This window comes from Staphylococcus pragensis (genome assembly GCF_004785665.1).
In the GTDB taxonomy this organism is placed as follows: Bacteria; Bacillota; Bacilli; order Staphylococcales; family Staphylococcaceae; genus Staphylococcus; species Staphylococcus pragensis.
The window spans coordinates 104,706-124,402 of sequence record NZ_SRPJ01000002.1; the positions used below are offsets into that span (position 1 = coordinate 104,706).

A 19,697-nucleotide genomic window follows, 5' to 3' on the forward strand; every position below is an offset into this window, starting at 1 on the left:
GATAAATGAAATTAAAAAATGCTCCTAATGATTTGCAAAGTATGGCTCAAGATGGAGACGCTATTTTAAGATCTTTACAAAATAAAAGCTTACCAATTGTAGATTTAATGATCAGAGAATCATTACAAAATAGTCTAGATGCAACTTTACCTAATGTCGAAAATACGATAGTAGATTTTAATATAGGAAAATTTAATTCTCATGAATTATCTGCTCATTTAGAAGGTATTGAAAATAAATTAAATGAGAGATATGAAGGACTTGAAGATTTTATAAGTATTGGAGATAAAAACACTCACGGTTTAACTGGAGATTTTCGTTCAAATAATGCTTACGAGTTAAATAAAAGTAATTTTTACAAGTTAGTATTTGGTATTGGTAAAAACCAAGAAGCGGAAGGTGCAGGAGGAAGCTGGGGACTAGGTAAAACTAGTTATTTCCGAATTGGAGCAGGAATAGTTATTTATTACACTCGAGTAAAAAATGGTGAAGAATATGAAGAAAGATTAATTGCTTCGCTTATTGAAAGTCCTAAAGAAGAGTCGAGACTATTACCACATAACGTAAGAGGAATTGCGTGGTGGGGCGAATATGGTAATGAGGCAACCGATGATAGAATTTTCCCATTAACTGATAAAGATCAAATTAGTGAAATACTTAAGATTTTTAATCTGACTAATTATGAGAATGAAGAAACAGGTACTACAATCATCATTCCTTATATAAAAAATATGCAAAAAAATAATGAAGATAACGATTTGTATCCTTGGGAAAAAGATAAAGAATTAGCAATCAAATATGCTATCCAAAGATGGTATAATCCTAGATTAAATAATTTCGAGTATAATCACTTTTTAGGAAACTCGAAATTGATAGCAAGGGTAAATAGTGAACCTCTTATTGATGAATATAATATTGAGCAATTTTTTAAAATTATGAGAGATTTATATACTTCGGCTTTATCTACAAAACCACAGGAAAAAAGTATAAATGTAAAACCGATTTATCTTAAAAGAAATGGTATGAAACAACCTAGCGAAATTCCAGTAGGCCATGTGGCGTTTAAGGAAGCTACTAAGGAAGAACTTGAAATGGTAGCTCCAAATAATAGATTCTCACCATTGCAGTTAATAGGATATAAAAACGACAAAAAAATTGAAGATAATAATTCAAAGATCATTGCCTATTGTAGAAAGCCAGGGATGATTGTTGAATATAGTGTCGATGGTGAATGGGCACCTAAAGCTAATTTATTAAATAATAATAATTTATTATTAGGTTTCTTTGTACCTAATTCAAATGGTGAGTTAACTACAAAATTTGAAAATGAAGGTTATAACTATCTTGAACAATATTTAAGAGCTACAGAAAATGCAGACCACGCTAATTGGATAGATGAAGATGGATTTGGAATTATCCAAAGAATGAAAACTACTACTAGCAAAGTAATAAATGATTTTTATCAAGGTGGAGATAATGAAAAACAATCTTCAGCAACTTCAGGCATTTCACGTAAATTTGGAAAAATGTTTTTACCACCGAAAAATTATGGAAGAACATCAACTAATAAGAAACTAGATAACAAAAATACTAGAACTTCAACTACTAAAAATAGATTAGCAGATATTAACGTATTAACTTCTGAACCAATTAATGAAAATAGAGTTAAAGTTACATTTAAAGCAAGTATTAAGGGTACTTCTCTAAACGCTATATTTTTAGAAGTTTTAACTCAAGAAAAGAAAATGACTAAAAAAGATTGGGAAAAAAATATGGGGGATGCATTAGCTTTTCCGTTTGAAATTAGTGATATTTTTGTAGATGAAATCAATGGTGATCCATATCGTTTACCTTATACTCAAATCGATGATTCAAGAGTAAGAGTATTTCAAAATGATAATAGTGAATTTATTATAGAAAGCTTAGTTGAAGAAAAAATTGAATTAACTGGCTCAATGATTATAAATACTAAAACATTTAGCTTTATTCCAAATATTTCTATTGCATCGAATAAATATAGTGAGAATGGGGATGAATTAGATTGATGCTTTCTACTAATCAAATTGCACTCTACAGAAAATTAAATAATGAATATATTGAAAAAGCAAAAGTAAGATTTGAACAATTAAAATTATCATATTTAACAAATGATGAAGAAGAAATAAAAGAAATTGAAATTAGTGATGAAGCACTAAACTCTTATAATATCAATGAATTTGATTCTATGTGGTCTCCATATGATAACAATTTAAAATTGGAACAAAAATTAGTGATTGATTATCCAAGTGTTCTATTTGGTGAAGACGGGATCACTTGTGAAAATAATGTTATTGGTTTAGCAGTACATATTTATTCTAAAACTTCTAGTTTTCAAAAAACTGTAGAAATTGCTTCATTTAAGAAACAAGAAGAAAGATTAGAAATTGATTTTGATTATAATTTTGAAGCGTCAACTATACGAGGGGTAGTTAATTTAGACTTTTTCTTCTATTTAAAAGAAGTTAATGAAACGTTACCTTATATGGCGAATAATAAAGGTATGACATTATCATATGAAGACTTAAATCCTATTGAATTAGTAGTAGATGGCATTGGATCAAGCTTTCCAATTTCTGAGTTTGAAGATAAAGAAGGCCCACTGTGGAAAATCGAAAAAAATTGGATTTCCCCTGATGAAGATATGCTAGATGCTTCTAATATTAGTATTGCTTTTAATATAAAACATCCTTTGTTTGCCGAAATAAAAAAAGAAACAAGAAGAATTAACAGTAGTTATATGAATCATATTATTGTTCAAGCAATGGCTATGATCATACAAGAAGTTATTATTATTGAAGAGTATTCTATCGAAGAAGAAGAAGATTTAATATCTGGAACAATTCTTTCAGCTGTTTCATATTGGGTAAAAACTTTTAATATAGATTTGAGTGACATTTTCTCGATTCAAAATAGTTTGATGAAAAATATTGAGAATTTGAATATGGAGGAAGAAAATTAATATGATTAACTGGGAAAATATTAAATATGATATAAGTACTGCTAATAAAGATTTTGATAAACTAACTATTAATATTGATGGCATTGAACCTATTAATCCTCCCAATGAATTTAAAGAATTAAGAGAAAAATTGATTTTTGCTCGTGATGTTCTTTATGAAGAATATAATCTAGATATTGCAAATAAACTTGATTATCAATTTGATGTTTTATTCGGTTTGAAATTGTATGAAATTTTGATTGATGATCCTAATTTTTCAAATAGAATAGCTGCAAATGATGAAATATGGAGATTTTTATCAATTAAAGTTATTCCAGATATTGTACATGCTAGATGGGGGATGAATGCTTCCCATTTTTATCAAACATCTAGAAGAATATGGCTTAAAACTATTTGGTGGTATATTCATTTATCTTGGCAAAATAATGTGCAAGATACATATGATATTTTAATCAATAATACAACAGATACAATTTTACAATTGGTGGAGAGACCTGGATTAGGTTATAATATACCTTTGTTTAGAGAGTTGATGAAGCAATATTCAAATCATCAAGATAGTTCTAGAAATTTATTCAGAACGGTATTAAAACTGAATACAGCACAAGTTCTGACTATGTCTCCAGAGTTAGTAGATGGCGGTTTAGAAGAGTATATTAATAATTTATTTGAAATGGCCCTGATTGAAAAATGAGTATTTTTTATAATAATTTGTATTCAAATGTTTTAAAAGAAAACTGCAATATGTTTAACAAGTTAACGATAATATCAGGCTATGCTTCAGCTTCTTTTTTACAAAGAGTTTTAGTTGAATTTCCTAATTTGTATATTGATTTATATATTGGAATGAGTCAAGAAGGCATTTTAATTAGTAATCATAATAAATTTTTAGAAATTATGAGAACTTATCCCAATGTTAAAGTGTACTATCAAGTAAATGGTAATTTAACTCATATTAAATCATATACATTTTCCGCAAATGAAAAAATAAAGACATTTATAGGTTCAGCAAATTTTACAGAAAATGGATTTATTTGTAATAATGAAATACTTAGTGAAATAAATGAACCAATGATTCAATTGCATGATAAACAAAAAGAAGTATCAAAATTATGTACTGATAAAGATATTGGTAGTTATATTAAATTTAGCGACAATAAATTACAAAATGAAGATATATTTAACGAGATTGATTTAATTAAATCAAAAATAGAATATTTCAATAAAGAAAACAATATATATAATGAAGTAGATTCTAAATTTTTAAGCAACTATATAAAATTGCCGGTTGTAGTCCCCTTAAAAGCTAGTGCATTATGGGATAGCACAGGAATAAATTCAATTTTTAAGGACAAACAGCCTAATTTAGTTATGGCTAACTACAATTCATCAAAATTAAAAGAATTTTTCAATGAATCTATGACTAACTATGTATATGATTTTGAAAATACCCTTTTAAAATGTGAATTAGATGGTCCATTTAAAAGAGAATTACATTTTTTAAATATAAATATTTATGATTATTTTAGAAAGATAATAGGTTTAAAAGAACAAACCCCTATTACACATGAACATCTAGAATATTTTGGTTATAAATTCTTTACTTTTAAAAAAGTTGAAAGTAATAAGTATTTATTAACATTTACTAACTAAATAAGAAGGGGGAATACATATTTTTAGAGTAATAGAAACATTTAGTGGTATTGGTAGTCAAGCACAAGCATTAAAAAATATAGGTATTGATTATTCGGTAGTTGCTACAGTTGAATGGGAAATAGGTGCTTTATATGCTTACGATATTATTCATAATGGTCCTCAAGACTTAAAACCTTATAGACACCATACAAGAGAATCTATTTTAAATATTGTTTCGAAATATAACCTTTCTAATGATGGAAAGCAACCTATGACCCAAAGAGGTTTACAAGCGCTAAATATGTCACAGTTAAAATCCATTTTAATTGCTATCGGTAGAACTAATAATTTGGTTGATATAACTAGTGTTAAAGCAACTGATCTTCCAGATGCCGATTTACTTACATATTCTTTTCCATGCCAAGATTTATCTAAAAGTGGGCATTGGCATAGAAATGAAGGCGGCATAAATAGAGATGCTAATAATAGGAGTACATTATTATGGCAAATTGAACGTATATTAAAAGAATATGATGAAATAAACAAACCACTTCCTAACTTCTTATTAATGGAAAATGTTAGTGAAATTTTATCTGAAAAGCATAGAGATAATTTTAAAGAATGGTGTGAATTTTTAGAGTCGTTAGGATATGTAAATCAAATTTACACATTAGATGCAAGTAATTTTGGTATACCTCAAAGTAGAATTAGAACTTATATGGTAAGTGTTAAGTCAAATAGTGTAGAACAAACTGAAGAATTAACTAAATACTTTTTTGAAAATAATTTAGAAAATTACTATTCTTCTCACTCCAAACCCTTATCACATTATTTAAAATTAGATTATTCAAATGAAGTTTATAGAAATGAAGCTATTGAGAGTACTCCTGCCTTTACGCCTTCTCGAAAAAAGATACTCGAATTAAATAAATATTTAGCTAAAGATAATGAGGTATTTGATAGTAAAACTGCTCGGACTATTACGACTAAACAAGATAGACATCCAAATTCTGGAATTATACTTTATGATAAAGTTACTTTGGTAGAAAAGAATAAAAAATATAGAAACTTGACTCCTCGAGAGTGTTTTCTATTAATGGGATTTAATGAAAAATCTTTTGATGATTTAATGGAAAATAATATTGTCTTTGAAAATGATAGAAAAATTTTGCCTAATTCTAAATTAATTCGACTTGCAGGTAATAGTATCGTAGTTGATGTATTAGAAAAAATATTTGAGCAGATGATAGAAATTGATAATAATATTTTAAATAAAAAATTAGTAAAAGCATAAGGTTTCTAAGTACCTTGTGCTTTTTTAATATCTTGATGTATTTTTACTATTTTTTTAAATATGACATCTAGGTCGTGAAGTTTTGCGACACTCCAACGTTGATTATAAATGAACATAAGTGCTATACACTTATGTAAGAAATTCTAAAGATGAACTACGAATGACGTTGTGTGACGCCTGAGGGAGCAGGATGAGTGTCGAGACCAAGGCTCGACCCAGCCCCCTAGGCAAGCATCACAACAGAATGAGTAAATGTTCATCTAAGAATTTCTTTAGAACCCTACATGTTGAGAAGCCTCTTAGAAAAGGGAGCAAAAAACGTAACGAACTAAATACTATATACATAAAAACGTTTATTAGGTTTTATTTTCAAAAAGTGAACTATTTGTGAAAAGTATCACAAAATACTTTAAAAATTATTAAAAGGGTGTATTATTAAGAATGTAAGGAATGAGTAATAATTAATGGGAGTGATACTAATGAGAAAAGTGATTGAAGAAGTTATTTTTTCTGATGAAGGCAGCTATGAAATTTATTTAAAAACTGGCGTTAACCAAGGAATGATCGGTGATATTAAAGATGGCTACTTAACAATCGATTCTATTCCATACATTGATGCCGAACGCCTTTATTACTACGGACTCGAACGTAAATCATTAGTCACAAGCTAACACCAAAATTGAATGGCCTCCTATACATTCAAGTAAATCATGCCCTCGGGTGAGCAAACGAGGGCATAAACATAAATATACCCCTAATCATTCTGGAATAATGTGTTGAAAGCCCATGTCTTACCAAGTGAGACACGGGCTTCTAGTTTATAATGATTTAAAATTGATCTTTGAAATTCTTCTTAACTTCGTTATAGTCATACTCTTGATTATATAACTTAAATTTAATTCCATCCTCGCTTGAAAATGGCATTCTCACATTTGGAATACGATCCAGTCGTAAAATAAATTCTCTCTCTTGACGTGTACGTTGTTTCACCGACATGTCTAACCATTCTTCTTCTGTAAATAAGTCTTCAAAGCGGAATGAAAAACTTGTTCTACTTTTTTTAGCACGTAACGTTTGAATACGTTCTTCAAAATTCATGGAATATCCTCCTATCTATATGCCCAATACTTTGCCATATATTAACTTTATTACGTTTTAATGTTTTTTACAATTACTCGCGTGATTTTCTCTGAGAATTTTCAAAAAGAATAGTATAAGTGGGTTTAGGATTTAAAAATTTAGGAAAGGTAATCAATGAAACTAGAAAAAAGGGTGACGTAAACATGACAGAATTAAAAGACCGTGTCGCAATTGTGACTGGCGCAAGCAGTGGTATTGGTGCAACTATCGCTAAAACACTTGCGAAAGAAGGCGTTAAAGTTGTACTCGCTGGACGTAGCGATGAGAAACTACAAGACGTAGCTAAAGACATGCAAGAGGGCAACTTCCTAATCACACCAACGAATGTGAAATTTAAAGATGACGTAGACGCTTTAGTGGAAAATGCGATCGCAAAATTCGGCAAAGTCGATTTCTATGTAAACTGTGCCGGCATCAATACTTCAGCACGTATTAAGAAATATGATATAGATGAATGGGAAGCGATGATTGATACAAATATTAAAGGTTTATTATATGGCGTCCATGCCGTATTACCTAAATTTGAAGAACAAGGTTCAGGCCATTTAGTTAACTTAGCTTCTGTTTCAGCGACTGAAGTGTCTAAAGAGAGCACATTATATAGTGCAACTAAATCAGCTACATTAATGATATTCAACGGTTTAGAGAAAGAACTTGCTCGCACAGGTATCAAAACGACAAGTATCCATCCTGGCATGGTGGCAACACCAATGACAGAGAATACAGACTTTGGTGGACGTAAGAAACTTGATACTGACGATATTGCAGACGCTGTGATTTATGCGTTAACGCAACCGGATCATGTGAATGTGAACGAAATTACAGTACGACCTGTTTAATATAGAACTAATGAAGATGTTTCTTGTTGGAGAACAAGAGGCATCTTTTTTGTTTATGTACGGAATGTGATGTGTTGAAATGATACACTTATGGTGAAGGGCAGTAATAGGGTATTCATTTTCAAAGAAGGAGTGACTGGGATGGAACAACGTTTTTATGAGTTATTGGATTTATTGGTGCGATTTAATACGGAGAGTCCGCCGGGGCGTAATACGGATCCGTTGCAAGATGAGATTGAGCAGTTGTTGCGTGATTTAGGTTTCGAGATTCAGCGTGAGCGTCTGTATGACAATGATAGTGTGATTGTGGCGACGTTGAAGGGTGAGGATCCTGAGGCGCCGAAATTGATCTTGAATGGTCATGTGGATGTGGCGTCTGTGGAGGACGACTCGAATTGGGACTTTCCGCCGTTTCAACTTACTGAGCATGAGGGCTGGTTGTATGGTCGCGGTGTGAGTGATATGAAGGGCGGTATGGCATCGTTATTCTATGTTCTTGAAAAGTTACATCAAGAAGGTCGTCAGCCGAAAGGTGATATTATTGTGCAATCTGTTGTAGGTGAAGAGGTTGGGGAAGCTGGTACGAAATTGGCATGTGAAATAGGGCCTAAAGCAGATTTAGCGTTAGTGTTAGATACGAGTGAGAATATGGCATTAGGGCAAGGTGGCGTTATTACTGGTTGGATAACGGTGAAAAGTAAGAATACTATTCACGATGGTGCGCGTAGTCAAACGATTCATGCAGGTGGTGGATTATTTGGTGCGAGTGCGATTGAAAAAATGACGAAAGTGATTCAAGCGTTAAATGAACTAGAACAGCATTGGGCAGTGATGAAACATAGTCCTGGAATGCCACCGGGTGCGAATACGATTAACCCTGCCGTCATTGAAGGTGGACGTCATCCAGCGTTTATCGCAGACGAATGTCGTTTATGGATAACGGTGCATTATTTACCTAATGAAAGCTATGAAGAGGTTGTCGCTGAAATTGAAGACTACTTGAATCGTGTAGCAGAAGCGGATATTTGGCTTCGTGAGAACCCATTACAATTTGAATGGGGCGGGGAATCTATGATAGAAGACAAAGGTGAAATCTTCCCAAGCTTTACGATTCCTTTAGATCACCCTGGATTCAAACAATTACAAAAGGCGCATCGTGACGTTCATGGCAGTGACATGCAACATGGTATGAGCACGACAGTTACAGATGGCGGTTGGACAGCCCATTTCGGTATACCAACGATACTGTATGGTCCAGGTAGCTTAGAAGAAGCTCATAGTGTAGATGAGAAGATAGAAGCAGAAGAGCTAAACACCTATAGCGATGTACTCTACACATTCTTAAAACATTGGTACGAACATCCAGAGAAATAGATTTGAAGAATTATCGTTTGAAGTTGTGTGACGCTCGAAGGATTTAGATTATAGATGAACGTAAGTGCTCACACACTTACGTAAGTAGTTCTAAGATAGATTACGAAGTGTAGTTGTGCAGACTCCTAGGGGAGCAGTGCTAGTCGAAGACTACAGGCTGAGACAGCACCCCTGGAAAGCGGAACAACTTAAACGAGTGAATATATATCTAAGAACTACTTTACAAGACAGTGGCTCGACCCAGCCCCCTAGGCAAGCGTCTCAACTTAAGTGAAATGGTGATTCATTTAAGAACTGCTTTAGAAGATCTTAGAAATCCCCACAGATTTATCTGTGAGGAATTTCTGGCTGAGACAGTACCCCTGGAACGCGGCACAACTTAAACGAGTGAGTATCTATCTTAGACGACTATAAAGACAAATGAAAAAGGCAATGGCCCGGTTAAGGACCATTGCCTTTAATAGTATGAAGACTATTTCTTAAATGAGTGACGAATACGGTTCATCCAGCCAGCACGACGTTTAGAAACGACGGGCATGCCTGAAGGTTGCGCAGCTCGCTTCTTTAACTCTTGACCGTACTTCATCGCTTCTTGCATTAAGTAAACTTGAGAGTTTAATGGAGATAAATTATTTTCAACATAGTGATACTCACCATTTTGATCTTGATAACGACCTTTTTGGTTATCAGATAATTGTAAATCCATAAATTCAACTAAACGTTTACCAATTTCTTTATCTTCCACAGGGAATAGAATTTCCACACGTTTAATCATATTACGTGTCATTACGTCTGCAGATGATAAGTAAATGCGTTCGTCACCATTATTGTGGAAGTAATAAATACGTGAGTGTTCTAATAAACGTCCTACGATACTTACCACTTCGATATTTTCACTAATGCCAGGGATACCTGGTTTTAAGCAACAAATACCACGAATGATTAATTGAATTTTCACACCAGCTTGTGATGCTTCGAATAACTTTTCAATAATCGCTTTATCCGTTAATGAGTTCATCTTCATCATGATTTTCCCGTTACCATGTTGAAGGTGACTGTTAATTTCTTTATCGATACGATCAATAAAGACATCACGGATATCGAATGGTGCTACGATTAATTTATTGTATTCTGGTTTAACAGAGTAACCACTTAAATAGTTGAAGAAGTTAATCGCATCTTCTGCAATTTCTTTATTTGTTGTGATGATACCCATGTCAGTATAAAGTTTAGCCGTTTTATCGTTATAGTTACCTGTACCTAAATGAACGAATGATGTTAATTCGTTTCCGATACGTTTAACAACTAAAGCGATTTTACTGTGTGTTTTTAAGTGTGTCATACCGTAAATTACGTGACAGCCAGCATCTTCTAACATACGTGCCCAATGAACGTTGTTTTCTTCGTCGAAACGTGCTTTTAATTCTACAAGCACAGTTACTTGTTTACCTTTTTCAGCAGCTTCTTTCAAGCTGTTAATGATAGGTGAATCTTTACTTACACGGTATAACGTTTGTTTAATCGCTACTGTGTTCGGATCATCAGCCGCTTCACGAATGAAATCAACGATAGGTTCGAATGATTCGTATGGATGGTGGAAGAAGATGTCACGTTTTAGTGCAAGGTCATACACATTGTTATTGCCTAAAGAACGTGGAATTTGTGGTGTATATTTCTCATACGTTAAATAATTTAATTTATGTGATAAATGACCAACTAGACCAAAGATAAATGTTAAATCTAATGGACCGTTTAAGAAATACACATCTTGTTTATCAACTTCAAGTGTTTCAATTAACCAGTCTAAATCATCTGGATTAGCTGTACGTCCATCTACTTCTAAACGTACGGCTGAACCACTTTTACGTTCTTTTAAGAAACGTTCGATTTCGATTAATAAATCTTCAGCACCATCTTCATGGATAGTTAAATCGGCATTTCTTGTAATTCTGAAAGTAAAGGTATTTAGAACCTCATATCCAGTAAATAAATAATTAATGAAATACGTAATTACGTCTTCGACCATAACTACATATTGTTTAGCTCCTTCATTGTAAGTTAAGAATCTTGGAATGAGTGAAGGAATTTGGACAATAGCTGAATTAATTGCATCCTCAGTATCAATATCAACGAAGATATTTAAGCTTTTATTATTAAGTTTTGGGAAAGGATGGTACGCATCAATGCCAAGTGGTGTTAAAGTTGGTAAGATTGTTAATTTGAAATCTCTTTCTAACTTAGTTAATAATGTGTCAGATAGTTCATCCGGTTTGCACATCACGATGTCGTAATCTTTTAATTCCTCAATTAATTCATTGTAGCGTTCGTATTGTTTATCAACGTATCTTTTTGCTTTTTCTTGGATAGCATCAACTTGTTCTTGTGGTGTCATTTGCGCTTTGTTTTCTGGTTTGTCATAGCCCATTTTTACTTGGTCTTTCAAACCAGCGACACGAACCATAAAGAATTCATCTAAGTTCGAACTAAAAATTGACACGAAATTTAATTTTTCGAGTAGTGGATTGTTATTATCGTATGATTCTTGAAGTACGCGATAGTTGAAATCCAACCAACTTAATTCGCGGTTATTGTAGTATTGTGGTAAACTGATATCATTTTCTCCCAATTGAGTTTGCATATTCCAAATACACCTCGTCATTTCCTCAAATATACTTTATTTATAGTGATTTAATAGTCAATGGCAGAATGACCTAATTCTAAGATAGCATATTAATTTTAAGATTTTGTAAAGATGATGGAAACTTTCCCTTTAAGTATCTTTTCGATATGTTTTTTCTGTCTATTTGCTTGATATTCTTCAGCAATAGGTTCACCGTCTGTGTAATAAACAGTTAGTTCGTAGTCATCTTCACCTTTTTTCTTTTTCTTCAATTCCACATCGTCAACAAAACTTGTGTGTGAAATATTTAGCGCGTTGATGAATTTAATGATGCCACCTAATGTTTGAATCGTGTCGATTTCTTTACTACTAAACCATTCTGTTTCTTTGCAATAAAATTTAAGTAGCGATTTATTTTTAAAGCTAGCGAGTAATGCAAGTTTCACACGGTCTTTATGTGTGTAACCATTAATCATTGAGTTCGCGATAATATAGTAAGTATGTGGTGAACTTGAATCTGAATCGATAAAGCTACCTAGATAATAAATATAAGCGCCTTCTTCAAATAGACGTTGGTCGTTATCGCTAATATCTAAATCACGCATCTCAATAAGTTGTGCTAGTAAAGATTTAGCTAATTTTAAACGCGCTTGTGAACTCACATCCTCGATATGATATTCACGTGCTAAAAAATGGATTGACTCTTTGCGCACATTATTTTTATTAAACACATCTGGATAGCTTTCACGAATTTGTTTAATGACATAGCCTTCGCGTAATCCGTTTCTTGAAAATGTAAACTGTGTTGCATCTACTTTTTTATAAAGTGTTTTAAAGACGGATACAGCTGGTAGAATAATGTCTACACGGTCACGACTTAACCCATCTAGGTTAGTTAAATCATCACGTGAACTTTTACGGATAATGTCATACACTTCATCAATATCTTTATTAGACATTGTATAGTTATGTACACCGCCGATAGGATAAGAATGTTCTGATTGATGGATACGCGCTACGTTTCGCGCAGAACCACCTACACCAACTAATGCCACTTCTTGATCTTTTAACCAATCTAATGTATCAAACTGTTGAGATAAGAACTTCTCCATATCTTTAATGGCACTTTTATCATTGTGATCTTTGCCTTCAAAGAATTTGCGTTTTAAAGTGACAACACCAAATGGGAAACTATGTGATTCAAATAGTTCTTTGTCTTTAAATAGAGTGACTTCTGTAGAACCACCGCCGATATCTACTGAGACACCATTTTCAATTTCAGTCGTATGTGTAATCGCATAGTAACCGTAATATGCTTCATCTTTTTCAGGTACGATTTTAATATCAAGACCGACTTCTTTCTTCACTTCTTTCACAATTTCATCGTTGTTCTTTGATTGACGGATTGCAGCCGTCGCAATCGGATGCAACTCTGTAACATTAAATTTATCTGAAACAGATTTGAAACTGTGTAATGCATCGATTAAGACATGTATGCCTTCTTTACTCATTTTATTATCTTTAGTGAGATATTGACTCAAACGAGCAGGGGTTTTAATATTAAGCAATTCACTAAGACCTGTATTTTTATCGAATTTAAATATTACTAATCGGATGGTATTTGATCCAATATCGATTAAACCTATACGTTCTTCCATCATGTCCTCCTCAATGACTAGAATATGTGTTGAATTTTATTACTTATTTATACTTTTATTTTACCGTAATATTGGGGATTGAAAAAGGGAGCAAAAGGAAATCTTAGTTTAATAATATGAAAAAGGAGTGAAACAGAAATCTTTGATGAAAAAGTTTCGTAGTCTCACTCCCTGTAAGGATGACTGGGATTGAAAATGCTTAATATAAGCACACTTTCAATTCAGTTAGCTGCTATCACTTTATAAAATTAGACTGTGGTATTTAATCATTTTCAAACTCTTGTATCCATTTATTTAGGTATTTTAACAGGGCCACCTGGTCCTAGTGGTATGCCAAGTAAGTACCAGACAATCACGAATATGGTCCAGGCGATACCTAAAGCAATGGTGTATGGCATGAGACTTGAAAGTAATGAACCCAGTTTCATATTTTTATCATACTTTTGCGCATAAGAAAGCAGTAATGGCATATAAGGCATCATTGGTGTAATAGGATTGGTAACTGAGTCACCCACACGATAAATCATTTGCGTGAAAGCAGGGTGGAAGCCAACTAAAATCATCATTGGTACAAATATTGGAGCGAGAATACCCCATTTAGCTGATGCACTACCAATTAACATATTGACTATACTACTTAATAAGATGATACCGATAATAAGCACGATACCATTCTGATGTTGTAATAATTTAGCACCATACACTGCGACGATAATGCCTAAGTTACTCCATTGTAAAAAGGCAAGTAATTGAGCTGCGAAGAATACAATTAAGATGAATGAACCCATTGAACCTAATGAATCTGCAACCATAGTACCTAAATCTTTTGTGCTTTTAATTTGTTTACTCATAACGCCATAAATGACGCCAAGAATTAAGAATAGGACTAGGATAACTAATCCGACACCGTTAATTAATGGTGAATCATCTATTAAACTACCTGTCTTCGGATTACGCAGCCAACTTGATTCAGGAATACAACAAATAATGAGCGCAATCACTAAGATAAGAAATGATATGTTTGCCCATAAAAGTGCTTTCTTCTCAGTAGGTGTTACTTTAGAAGATGTTTCATCCTCCTCATCTAAATCTGATTGACTTTCATCATATTTTCCTAAATGAGGCAGCACAATCTTAATTGTCACGAAATAAATCACGGGTAGTATTAAGAATACACTGGCAGCGATAAAGTACCAGTTCATTGCGACATTGATTTTAACGTTATCTGAAACTATTTTTGTAGCTGGTTCAGTAAAGGCATACACGAGTGCATCTTGCATACCGATTAATAGATTGGCACCGAAGCCACCAACTGCTGCAGCGTAAGCCATTGTTAAACCTGCGATAGGGTGGTAGCCAATCTTAATGAAAAGCATAGCAGCAAGTGGTGGTAAAATCACTGTGGCTGCGTCTCCCGCTAAACTACCTAAGATACCAATTAAAATAATTGTAGGTAAAATCAGTTTGTTAGAGGCTTTGTTTACGACAGAAATCATTAGTTTGTCAAAGTAGCCAGTTTTTTCAGCGGCACCGACACCAATCATAACTGCAAGCACCAAGCCAAGCGCTGGAAATTCAGAGAAATTTTTAATTGCATCATTCATAATCATCGCAATGCCATCTGTACTAATAATACTTTTAGCATGGATGATTTTCCCTGTACCGGGATGTTTAACTGAGATATTAAATAGTGAAACAATCCATGTGATGACAGCTAAACCGACACACATGAGAAAGAAGAGTACTGCTGGATCGGGTAATTTATTACCCACTTTTTCAACGCCATTTAAAAACTTTGTAAGTAAAGATGGTTTATCTTTTGTATTTGTGGTCATGAAATGGCCCCCTTTATTAGATAACGTAAAGTATAACAAACTAATTTTTAAAATATAGCAATATTCAGAAATTTAAATATAAGAATTATTTATTACTTGAATAAGTTATTTAAATTTATGAATTGTTAAATTGAGGTTTAAAATTTTTTGGGTTAAGCGCTATCATTCGTTTGCCCGCGTTTGAGATGCTTCATTTTGTGGAAAAAGAACGAAGAATACAACAATAAAGTTGAGTAGAAATCAATTTGGGAGCGTGAACAGTTATGAAACGTTTAGAAAACAAAATTGCAGTGATTACTGGAGCGAGCACTGGTATTGGGCAAGCGTCTGCGAAAGCATTAGCTGAAGAAGGTGCGCATGTCTTAGCATTAGATATTTCGGATGATCAACAAGTTCAAGATTTCGCGAAGACAGCGAAAGAAGAATATGGACGTATTGACGTCATTTTTAATAACGCAGGTGTGGACCACAGCGCAGGTCGTATTCATGAATATCCAGTGGAAGTGTTTGATAACATCATGAACGTAGATATGAGAGGGACATTCCTAGTAACGAAATTCTTACTTCCATTAATGATGGATAATGGTGGTTCTATCATCAATACCGCTTCATTCTCAGGGCAAGCAGCTGACCTATACCGTTCAGGATATAACGCTGCGAAAGGTGCAGTTATTAACTTTACGAAATCTATTGCGATTGAATATGGTCGTGAGAATATCCGTGCTAACGCAATTGCACCGGGTACAATTGAAACACCATTGGTAGATAACTTAGCAGGTACATCTGAAGATGAAGCGGGTAAAACTTTCCGTGAAAATCAAAAATGGGTAACACCTATGGGCCGCTTAGGTAAACCAGAAGAAGTAGGCAAGCTAGTAGCCTTCTTAGCGTCAGACGATAGTTCATTTATTACTGGTGAAACAGTTCGTATTGATGGCGGCGTGATGGCATACACATGGCCTGGCGAAATGTTAAGCGATGATAATTGGAAAAATACAGTAGAATAGAGATAAAATGTGGTAAAAAAAGTCGTTCTATTAATTTAGAACGGCTTTTTTAATTCGTTATTTAAAACGAAAAGACGACTAACACCAATACACCATTTAAAACCCCCAGTCTACTGCCATAGACTGGGGGTTGGTGTCATTATATGACGATACTGTTCGTTAAGATAAATATACCATAAATGAATATAAAAATACAATTTTTAACTAGTAAGTTACCATTTTATTTTGTCATAAGCATCATCGTTAAGTGAGCGGACGATTTCAGTTACAAGTCGTACTGAATTTTCATAGTCATCAGTATGCAACACTGACACATTTGAGTGCATATAACGTAATGCGACACCAATAGAAATCGTAGGGATACCTTCATTAGCGACATGAATACTACCTGCGTCTGTACCACCGCCTGGCGTTGTATCCCATTGAACAGTAATATAATGTTTCTTCGCCACTTCCTTGATGTGTTGACGTAACCCTTGATGTGCGACATTTGAAGCGTCCATTAATATAACTACAGGTCCATTACCGATAGCTGTCTCACTGCCTTGATTTGTCATTCCTGGTGTGTCATATGCTACAGCAACATCTACTGCGATGGCTAGATCAGGTTTAATTTTATTGGCAGCCACTTTAGCACCACGTAAGCCGACTTCCTCTTGCACAGTTGCGCCAGAATATAAATCGATGCCAATTTGTTCATCTTTTAAATTTTTAAGAACATCGATAGCAAGCGCGCAACCATAACGGTTATCGAAGGCTTTAGCTGTTAAATATTTGCCATTTGCAAGTTGTTCGAACTCACTATATGGCGTAATCATATTACCAATTTCTACGCCATGTTGTTCTGCATCTTCTTTACTGCGCACGCCAATATCGATAAACATATCTTTAATATCGATTGGCTTTTTACGTGCTTCTGGTGTAAGGACGTGAGGCGGTTTAGAACCAATGATACCGCGAATCTCTTTGCCATCGTCCGTCGTGATCGTTACTTTTTGTGATAACATCACTTGATTCCACCAGCCGCCAATCGGTTGGAACTTAATGAAACCATTATTATCAATGCTTGTCACGATGAAGCCAATCTCATCTAAATGACCTGAAACCATTAATGATTTTGTGCCTGTTTTACTTTCTTTTTTCCCGAAAATGCCACCCAAACCGTCTTCGATAATTTCATCACTCACAGGTTCTAGATAATGACGCATTGTTTCTTTAACTTTGCGCTCATAACCTGCAATACCATTTACGTCAGTCAATGACTTGAGTAATTCGATTGATTCTTTCATATGTATGTGCCCCCCTAATATATGTAATTACAATCATTGTAGCATGATTAAACTTAATTTTCTGAAAAAATAGCGGTTTAAAATATAAAAAGAATTGAAAAATCTCACATCCTCAATAAGTAAGTGCTATAATTTATTGTAAAGATGAATAAAAGGGAAGTAGAGGCATATCATGAAGAAATTCTTAATATTAGTGGGCATTGTTGTATTAAGTGTAAGCTTGTTAAGTGCTTGTAGTAAAGAGCGTTCCAAGACATATGAAGGTGATGTTGATGGTAAACATGTCATCACGACTTTGACTTATAAGAAAAATAAAGTATTAAAACAAAACACAATTAGTACGTTAAAATATAATGATTTAGGTATGTCGAAAGAAGAAGGTAAAAAAGCATTTGATGATAATCGTTCGCTGAAAGATTATAAAGGCGTATCGTATAAATTAGAAGATAACCATGAAAAATGGGTTGAAAATGTTGAGATTGATTACAAAAAAGCTAATCTTAAAGAAATTGGAAAACAACTTCCGTACGCTACATTATCTAAGAATGGTAAAAAAGTGAATATGGAAGGGTCAGTACGTTATTTAAAACATTTAGGATTTAAACAAAAATCGAATATGACAGATGACTAAAAAAGAAGGAGTAGGCATTTTCGCCTGCTCCTTTTTAAATTATGAAATACTATTTAATGCAGCGTCTAAATCATTAATAATATCTTCAGCGTTTTCAGTACCGATTGATAAACGTACCATTTCTGGAAGTACACCGGATTGACGTTGTTCTTCTTCAGTTAATTGTTGATGTGTCGTACTTGCTGGATGGATGACTAATGATTTTGAATCACCGACGTTTGCAAGTAATGAGAATAGTTGTAATTCATCAACGAAGTGAGCGATGTCTTCAATTGAACCATCAACACCAAATGTTAAGATAGCGCCTTGGCCTTTAGGTAAATATTTATTTGCAAGTTGATGATATTTACTGTTTTCAAGTCCTGGATAATTAACCCATGTCACTTTAGGGTGTTGATCAAGGAAGCGTGCTACTTTTAAGGCATTTTCAGAGTGACGTTCCATACGTAAATGAAGTGTTTCAAGACCGATTAGGAATTCATGAACGTTGTAAGGAGAAACGGCTGAACCTAAATCACGTAATAACTGAACGCGCGCTTTCGTAATGTATGCAGCTTCGCCAACATCTTTCGTATAAGAAATACCGTGATAGCTAGGGTCGGGTTCAACTAAACCAGGGAATTTGACGTTGTCCCAATTGAATTTACCACTATCGACGATGATACCACCGATAGAAGTACCATGACCGCCAATGAATTTAGTGGCAGAGTGAATGACAACGTCTGCGCCATGTTCGAATGGACGACATAAGTAAGGAGAGGCAAAAGTATTATCAATGATTAATGGAACCCCGTTGTCATGAGCAATATTTGCGACAGCTTCAATATCTAATACATCAATGGCAGGGTTACCAATTGTTTCTGCATAAATCGCACGTGTTTTATCATTAATTGCTTTTTTAAAATTATCTGGCTGACTTGGATCAACGAAATGGACTTTGATGCCTAATTTTCTAAAAGTAATATTTAATAAGTTGAAAGAACCGCCATAAAGGTTTGAAGAGGCAACGATCTCTGAGCCAGTTTCAACAATGTTGAGTAAGGCGAGGGTGATGGCTGCTTGACCAGAAGATGTAGCGAGCGCACCTACGCCACCTTCTAATTGAGTGACGCGTTCTTCGAAGACATTTTGCGTAGGGTTCATAATTCGTGTATAGATATTTCCAGGTTGGGCAAGGGAGAATAAATCTTGAGCATGTTGAGTATTATCAAAAACATAACTTGATGTTTGATAAATCGGTACTGCACGTGATTTAGAGAATTCATCGATGACTTGACCTGCATGAATCGTTTGAGTTTCAAATTTCCAATTTGGGCGTTGTTCTGACATGGTGAGGACCTCTAATAAATTGAATTTTCAGATAATTATATTTGTATA

At 33.9% G+C, this 19,697-nt stretch carries 16 protein-coding genes; 10 read left to right on the plus strand and 6 right to left on the minus strand.

Features of this window, described 5'->3' with window-relative positions; translation table 11 throughout:
* Positions 1–5 precede the first annotated feature (5 nt).
* The 6 genes from E2558_RS06270 (at position 6) to E2558_RS06295 (ending at position 6,598) form a co-directional block, all read left to right on the plus strand.
* Positions 6–2,045, plus strand: a complete 2,040-nt coding sequence (locus tag E2558_RS06270) for a hypothetical protein (RefSeq protein ID WP_126565534.1) — start codon at positions 6–8, stop codon at positions 2,043–2,045.
* Positions 2,045–2,998, plus strand: coding sequence for a hypothetical protein (locus E2558_RS06275; protein ID WP_229716401.1), 954 nt, complete (start codon positions 2,045–2,047; stop codon positions 2,996–2,998). Before E2558_RS06270 ends, E2558_RS06275 begins: the two co-directional genes overlap by 1 nt.
* 1 nt (position 2,999) lies before the next feature.
* Positions 3,000–3,692: a DUF6339 family protein gene (locus E2558_RS06280; protein ID WP_126565536.1), complete on the plus strand. Its 693-nt coding sequence runs from the start codon at positions 3,000–3,002 to the stop codon at positions 3,690–3,692.
* Positions 3,689–4,651, plus strand: a complete 963-nt coding sequence (locus E2558_RS06285) for a phospholipase D family protein (RefSeq protein ID WP_126565537.1) — start codon at positions 3,689–3,691, stop codon at positions 4,649–4,651. Before E2558_RS06280 ends, E2558_RS06285 begins: the two co-directional genes overlap by 4 nt.
* A gap of 253 nt (positions 4,652–4,904) precedes the next feature.
* Positions 4,905–5,927 carry a DNA (cytosine-5-)-methyltransferase gene (gene dcm / locus E2558_RS06290; RefSeq protein WP_229716394.1) on the plus strand — a complete coding sequence of 341 codons (1,023 nt, stop codon included), beginning with the start codon at positions 4,905–4,907 and terminating at the stop codon, positions 5,925–5,927.
* Between the two features lie 479 nt (positions 5,928–6,406).
* Positions 6,407–6,598: a hypothetical protein gene (locus tag E2558_RS06295; RefSeq protein WP_126565539.1), complete on the plus strand. Its 192-nt coding sequence runs from the start codon at positions 6,407–6,409 to the stop codon at positions 6,596–6,598.
* A 157-nt stretch (positions 6,599–6,755) separates the two neighbouring features.
* Here E2558_RS06295 and E2558_RS06300 read toward each other — a convergent pair whose 3' ends face one another.
* A complete protein-coding gene (locus E2558_RS06300; protein ID WP_126565540.1) occupies positions 6,756–7,025 on the minus strand; it encodes a DUF1413 domain-containing protein in 270 nt (89 codons plus the stop codon).
* Positions 7,026–7,210: 185 nt separating this feature from the next.
* Here E2558_RS06300 and E2558_RS06305 point away from each other — a divergent pair, with 185 nt between their 5' ends.
* Positions 7,211–7,906 carry an SDR family oxidoreductase gene (locus E2558_RS06305; protein ID WP_126565541.1) on the plus strand — a complete coding sequence of 232 codons (696 nt, stop codon included), beginning with the start codon at positions 7,211–7,213 and terminating at the stop codon, positions 7,904–7,906.
* A gap of 90 nt (positions 7,907–7,996) precedes the next feature.
* On the plus strand, positions 7,997–9,280 hold the full coding sequence (locus E2558_RS06310; RefSeq protein WP_126565542.1) for an acetylornithine deacetylase: 1,284 nt from the start codon (positions 7,997–7,999) through the stop codon (positions 9,278–9,280).
* 472 nt (positions 9,281–9,752) lie between these two features.
* Here the strand turns inward: E2558_RS06310 and E2558_RS06315 are convergent, their stop codons facing one another.
* The 3 genes from E2558_RS06315 to E2558_RS06325 all read right to left on the minus strand — a co-directional run bounded on the left by E2558_RS06315 (position 9,753) and on the right by E2558_RS06325 (position 15,393).
* A complete protein-coding gene (locus E2558_RS06315) occupies positions 9,753–11,918 on the minus strand; it encodes an RNA degradosome polyphosphate kinase (RefSeq protein ID WP_126565543.1) in 2,166 nt (721 codons plus the stop codon).
* Positions 11,919–12,016: 98 nt separating this feature from the next.
* A complete protein-coding gene (ppx, locus tag E2558_RS06320; RefSeq protein WP_126565544.1) occupies positions 12,017–13,558 on the minus strand; it encodes an exopolyphosphatase in 1,542 nt (513 codons plus the stop codon).
* Between the two features lie 290 nt (positions 13,559–13,848).
* Positions 13,849–15,393: an AbgT family transporter gene (locus E2558_RS06325; RefSeq protein ID WP_126565545.1), complete on the minus strand. Its 1,545-nt coding sequence runs from the start codon at positions 15,391–15,393 to the stop codon at positions 13,849–13,851.
* Positions 15,394–15,656: 263 nt separating this feature from the next.
* Here E2558_RS06325 and E2558_RS06330 point away from each other — a divergent pair, with 263 nt between their 5' ends.
* Positions 15,657–16,400, plus strand: a complete 744-nt coding sequence (locus E2558_RS06330) for an SDR family oxidoreductase (RefSeq protein WP_126565546.1) — start codon at positions 15,657–15,659, stop codon at positions 16,398–16,400.
* 212 nt (positions 16,401–16,612) lie between these two features.
* Here E2558_RS06330 and E2558_RS06335 read toward each other — a convergent pair whose 3' ends face one another.
* Complete coding sequence (locus E2558_RS06335) at positions 16,613–17,689, minus strand: M42 family metallopeptidase (protein WP_126565547.1); 1,077 nt, start codon at positions 17,687–17,689, stop codon at positions 16,613–16,615.
* Positions 17,690–17,861: 172 nt separating this feature from the next.
* Here E2558_RS06335 and E2558_RS06340 point away from each other — a divergent pair, with 172 nt between their 5' ends.
* Positions 17,862–18,320, plus strand: coding sequence for a DUF1307 domain-containing protein (locus tag E2558_RS06340; protein ID WP_229716391.1), 459 nt, complete (start codon positions 17,862–17,864; stop codon positions 18,318–18,320).
* Between the two features lie 39 nt (positions 18,321–18,359).
* Here E2558_RS06340 and E2558_RS06345 read toward each other — a convergent pair whose 3' ends face one another.
* Positions 18,360–19,649, minus strand: a complete 1,290-nt coding sequence (locus tag E2558_RS06345) for an O-acetylhomoserine aminocarboxypropyltransferase/cysteine synthase family protein (protein ID WP_126565549.1) — start codon at positions 19,647–19,649, stop codon at positions 18,360–18,362.
* Positions 19,650–19,697: the final 48 nt, after the last annotated feature.

Coding starts and splice junctions, on each gene's coding strand:
- E2558_RS06270 (WP_126565534.1), top strand. CDS start 6: ATGAAATTAAAAAATGCTCCTAATGATTTGCAAAGTATGGCTCAAGAT.
- E2558_RS06275 (WP_229716401.1), top strand. CDS start 2,045: ATGCTTTCTACTAATCAAATTGCACTCTACAGAAAATTAAATAATGAA.
- E2558_RS06280 (WP_126565536.1), top strand. CDS start 3,000: ATGATTAACTGGGAAAATATTAAATATGATATAAGTACTGCTAATAAA.
- E2558_RS06285 (WP_126565537.1), top strand. CDS start 3,689: ATGAGTATTTTTTATAATAATTTGTATTCAAATGTTTTAAAAGAAAAC.
- dcm (WP_229716394.1), top strand. CDS start 4,905: ATGACCCAAAGAGGTTTACAAGCGCTAAATATGTCACAGTTAAAATCC.
- E2558_RS06295 (WP_126565539.1), top strand. CDS start 6,407: ATGAGAAAAGTGATTGAAGAAGTTATTTTTTCTGATGAAGGCAGCTAT.
- E2558_RS06300 (WP_126565540.1), bottom strand. CDS start 7,025: ATGAATTTTGAAGAACGTATTCAAACGTTACGTGCTAAAAAAAGTAGA.
- E2558_RS06305 (WP_126565541.1), top strand. CDS start 7,211: ATGACAGAATTAAAAGACCGTGTCGCAATTGTGACTGGCGCAAGCAGT.
- E2558_RS06310 (WP_126565542.1), top strand. CDS start 7,997: ATGGTGAAGGGCAGTAATAGGGTATTCATTTTCAAAGAAGGAGTGACT.
- E2558_RS06315 (WP_126565543.1), bottom strand. CDS start 11,918: ATGCAAACTCAATTGGGAGAAAATGATATCAGTTTACCACAATACTAC.
- ppx (WP_126565544.1), bottom strand. CDS start 13,558: ATGGAAGAACGTATAGGTTTAATCGATATTGGATCAAATACCATCCGA.
- E2558_RS06325 (WP_126565545.1), bottom strand. CDS start 15,393: ATGACCACAAATACAAAAGATAAACCATCTTTACTTACAAAGTTTTTA.
- E2558_RS06330 (WP_126565546.1), top strand. CDS start 15,657: ATGAAACGTTTAGAAAACAAAATTGCAGTGATTACTGGAGCGAGCACT.
- E2558_RS06335 (WP_126565547.1), bottom strand. CDS start 17,689: ATGAAAGAATCAATCGAATTACTCAAGTCATTGACTGACGTAAATGGT.
- E2558_RS06340 (WP_229716391.1), top strand. CDS start 17,862: ATGAAGAAATTCTTAATATTAGTGGGCATTGTTGTATTAAGTGTAAGC.
- E2558_RS06345 (WP_126565549.1), bottom strand. CDS start 19,649: ATGTCAGAACAACGCCCAAATTGGAAATTTGAAACTCAAACGATTCAT.